Source organism: Actinoplanes sp. NPDC004185 (assembly GCF_053603475.1).
On sequence record NZ_JBSGFR010000110.1, the window covers coordinates 1,587 to 4,899 of the forward strand.

Here is a 3,313-nt window from a genome sequence, read left to right on the forward strand (position 1 = left end):
GTGTCCAGGCATGGCCTGGTCTTGCATACCACTTGAGGGAGCCGGTGACGGCGCCAAGGTTTGGTGTGAGGCCGTTGGGGTTGTGGGTTGGTTGTTGGTTGAGAATTGCACAGTGGACGCGAGCATCTTGTTTTCTGTAGGTTAAGTTGTCAAGGGCGAACGGTGGATGCCTTGGCACCAGGAGCCGATGAAGGACGTGGGAGGCCGCGATAGGCCTGGGGGAGCTGTCAACCTAGCTATGATCCCAGGGTGTCCGAATGGGGAAACCTGGCACCAGTCATGTGGTGTCACCTGCATCTGAATTCATAGGGTGTATGGGGGGAACGCGGGGAAGTGAAACATCTCAGTACCCGTAGGAAGAGAAAACAACAGTGATTCCGTGAGTAGTGGCGAGCGAAAGCGGATGTAGCCTAAACCTGTGGCGTGTGATACCTGTCAGGGGTTACGTCATGGGGGTTGTGGGACCCAATTTTCGCATCTGACAGTGTGGAGAAGAGTTACAAAGTCGCATGTTAGTCGAACGACGTGGGAAAGTCGGCCGTAGACGGTGAGAGCCCGGTAGACGAAAATGTGTGGCCTCTTTTTGGTGTTCCCGAGTAGCGGCGGACTCCTGTAATCTGCCGTGAATCTGCCAGGACCACCTGGTAAGGCTGAATACTTCCTGGTGACCGATAGCGGACAAGTACCGTGAGGGAATGGTGAAAAGTACCCCGGGAGGGGAGTGAAATAGTACCTGAAACCGTTCGCCTACAATCCGTCAGAGCCTCCTTGTTGGGGTGATGGCGTGCCTTTTGAAGAATGAGCCTGCGAGTTAGTGGCATGTGGCGAGGTTAACCCGTGTGGGGTAGCCGTAGCGAAAGCGAGTCTGAAGAGGGCGTTTGAGTCGCATGTTCTAGACCCGAAGCGGGGTGATCTAGCCATGGGCAGGTTGAAGCGTGGGTAAGACTGCGTGGAGGACCGAACCCACCAACGTTGAAAAGTTGGGGGATGACCTGTGGTTAGGGGTGAAAGGCCAATCAAACTCCGTGATAGCTGGTTCTCCCCGAAATGCATTTAGGTGCAGCGTCGCGTGTTTCTTGCCGGAGGTAGAGCACTGGATGGTCTAGGGGGCCTACAAGCTTACCGAAATCAGCCAAACTCCGAATGCCGGTAAGTGAGAGCGCGGCAGTGAGACTGCGGGGGATAAGCTTCGTAGTCGAGAGGGAAACAGCCCAGATCACCAGCTAAGGCCCCTAAGCGTGTGCTAAGTGGAAAAGGATGTGGGGTCGCATAGACAACCAGGAGGTTGGCTTAGAAGCAGCCATCCTTTAAAGAGTGCGTAATAGCTCACTGGTCAAGTGGTTCCGCGCCGACAATGTAGCGGGGCTCAAGCACACCGCCGAAGCTGTGGGACTCACACAATAACTCCGCCGGCCGGTTTACTGGTTGGTGCAGGTGTGTGGGTCGGTAGGGGAGCGTCGTGCTACCGGTGAAGCGGCAGGGTGACCTAGCCGTGGAGGTTGCACGAGTGAGAATGCAGGCATGAGTAGCGAATGAAGGGTGAGAAACCCTTCCGCCGGATGACCAAGGGTTCCAGGGCCAGGCTAATCCGCCCTGGGTGAGTCGGGGCCTAAGGCGAGGCCGAGAGGCGTAGTCGATGGATAACGGGTTGATATTCCCGTACCCGCAAAGGAGCGCCCAAGACGAACCTTGTTGTGCTAACCACGCGAAGCGCCGGCGACTTTCGGGTCAAGGGTGTGGAGTCTGGGAACCTGGCAGGTAGTAGTTTAGCGATGGGGTGACGCAGGAAGGTAGCTGATCCCGGCCGGTGGTTGTGCCGGGGTAAGCGTGTAGGCCGTGTCATAGGCAAATCCGTGACACATTGAGGCTGAGACGTGATGCCGAGCCGATTCAGGTGAAGTCAGTGATCCTATGCTGCCGAGAAAAGCCTCTAGCGATGTTCCGAGCGGCCCGTACCCCAAACCGACACAGGTGGTCAGGTAGAGAATACCGAGGCGACGGGCGAACTGTGGTTAAGGAACTCGGCAAATTGCCCCCGTAACTTAGGGAGAAGGGGGGCCGGACGCGTGAAGCCCCTTGCGGGTGGAGCGTGGTATGGCCGCAGAGAGCAGGGGGAAGCGACTGTTTACTAAAAACACAGGTCCATGCCAAGTCGTAAGACGATGTATATGGACTGACGCCTGCCCGGTGCTGGAACGTTAAGGGGACCTGTTAGCCTTTCGGGGCGAGGCGGAGAACTTAAGCGCCAGTAAACGGCGGTGGTAACTATAACCATCCTAAGGTAGCGAAATTCCTTGTCGGGTAAGTTCCGACCTGCACGAATGGCGTAACGACTTCCCCACTGTCTCAACCACAGGCCCGGCGAAATTGCAGTACGAGTAAAGATGCTCGTTACGCGCGGCAGGACGGAAAGACCCCGGGACCTTTACTATAGCTTGACATTGGTATCCGAATGTAATTGTGTAGGATAGGTGGGAGCCTGTGAAGTCCGGACGCCAGTTCGGGTGGAGGCAATCTTGAAATACCACTCTGTTGGATTTGGGTATCTAACTTGCGGCCCTGATCGGGTCGAGGGACAGTGTCTGGTGGGTAGTTTAACTGGGGCGGTTGCCTCCTAAAAGGTAACGGAGGCGCCCAAAGGTTCCCTCAGCCTGGTTGGCAATCAGGTGTTGAGTGTAAGTACACAAGGGAGCTTGACTGTGAGACTGACAGGTCGAGCAGGGACGAAAGTCGGGACTAGTGATCCGGCACTTGCGAGTGGAAGCGGTGTCGCTCAACGGATAAAAGGTACCCCGGGGATAACAGGCTGATCTTCCCCAAGAGTCCATATCGACGGGATGGTTTGGCACCTCGATGTCGGCTCGTCGCATCCTGGGGCTGTAGCAGGTCCCAAGGGTTGGGCTGTTCGCCCATTAAAGCGGTACGCGAGCTGGGTTTAGAACGTCGTGAGACAGTTCGGTCCCTATCCGCCGTGCGCGTTGGATACTTGAGAAGGGCTGTCCCTAGTACGAGAGGACCGGGACGGACGAACCTCTGGTGTGCCAGTTGTCCCGCCAGGGGCACGGCTGGTTGGCTACGTTCGGAAGGGATAACCGCTGAAAGCATCTAAGCGGGAAGCTCGCTTCGAGATGAGGTATCCCACCACCTTGAGTGGGTAAGGCTCCCAGCTAGACGACTGGGTTGATAGGCCGGAGATGTAAGCCTAGTAATAGGTTCAGTCGACCGGTACTAATAGGCCGAGGGCTTAACTACACCAAACTTGATGTTCGACCGCGTCCACTGTGTGATTCACAGCAAACAACCACCCCACCCC

At 56.4% G+C, this 3,313-nt stretch carries 1 rRNA gene; it reads left to right on the forward strand.

Features of this window, described 5'->3' with window-relative positions:
* Positions 1-139 precede the first annotated feature (139 nt).
* Positions 140-3,252, forward strand: a 23S ribosomal RNA gene (locus ACWEOZ_RS44090).
* Positions 3,253-3,313 lie beyond the last annotated feature (61 nt).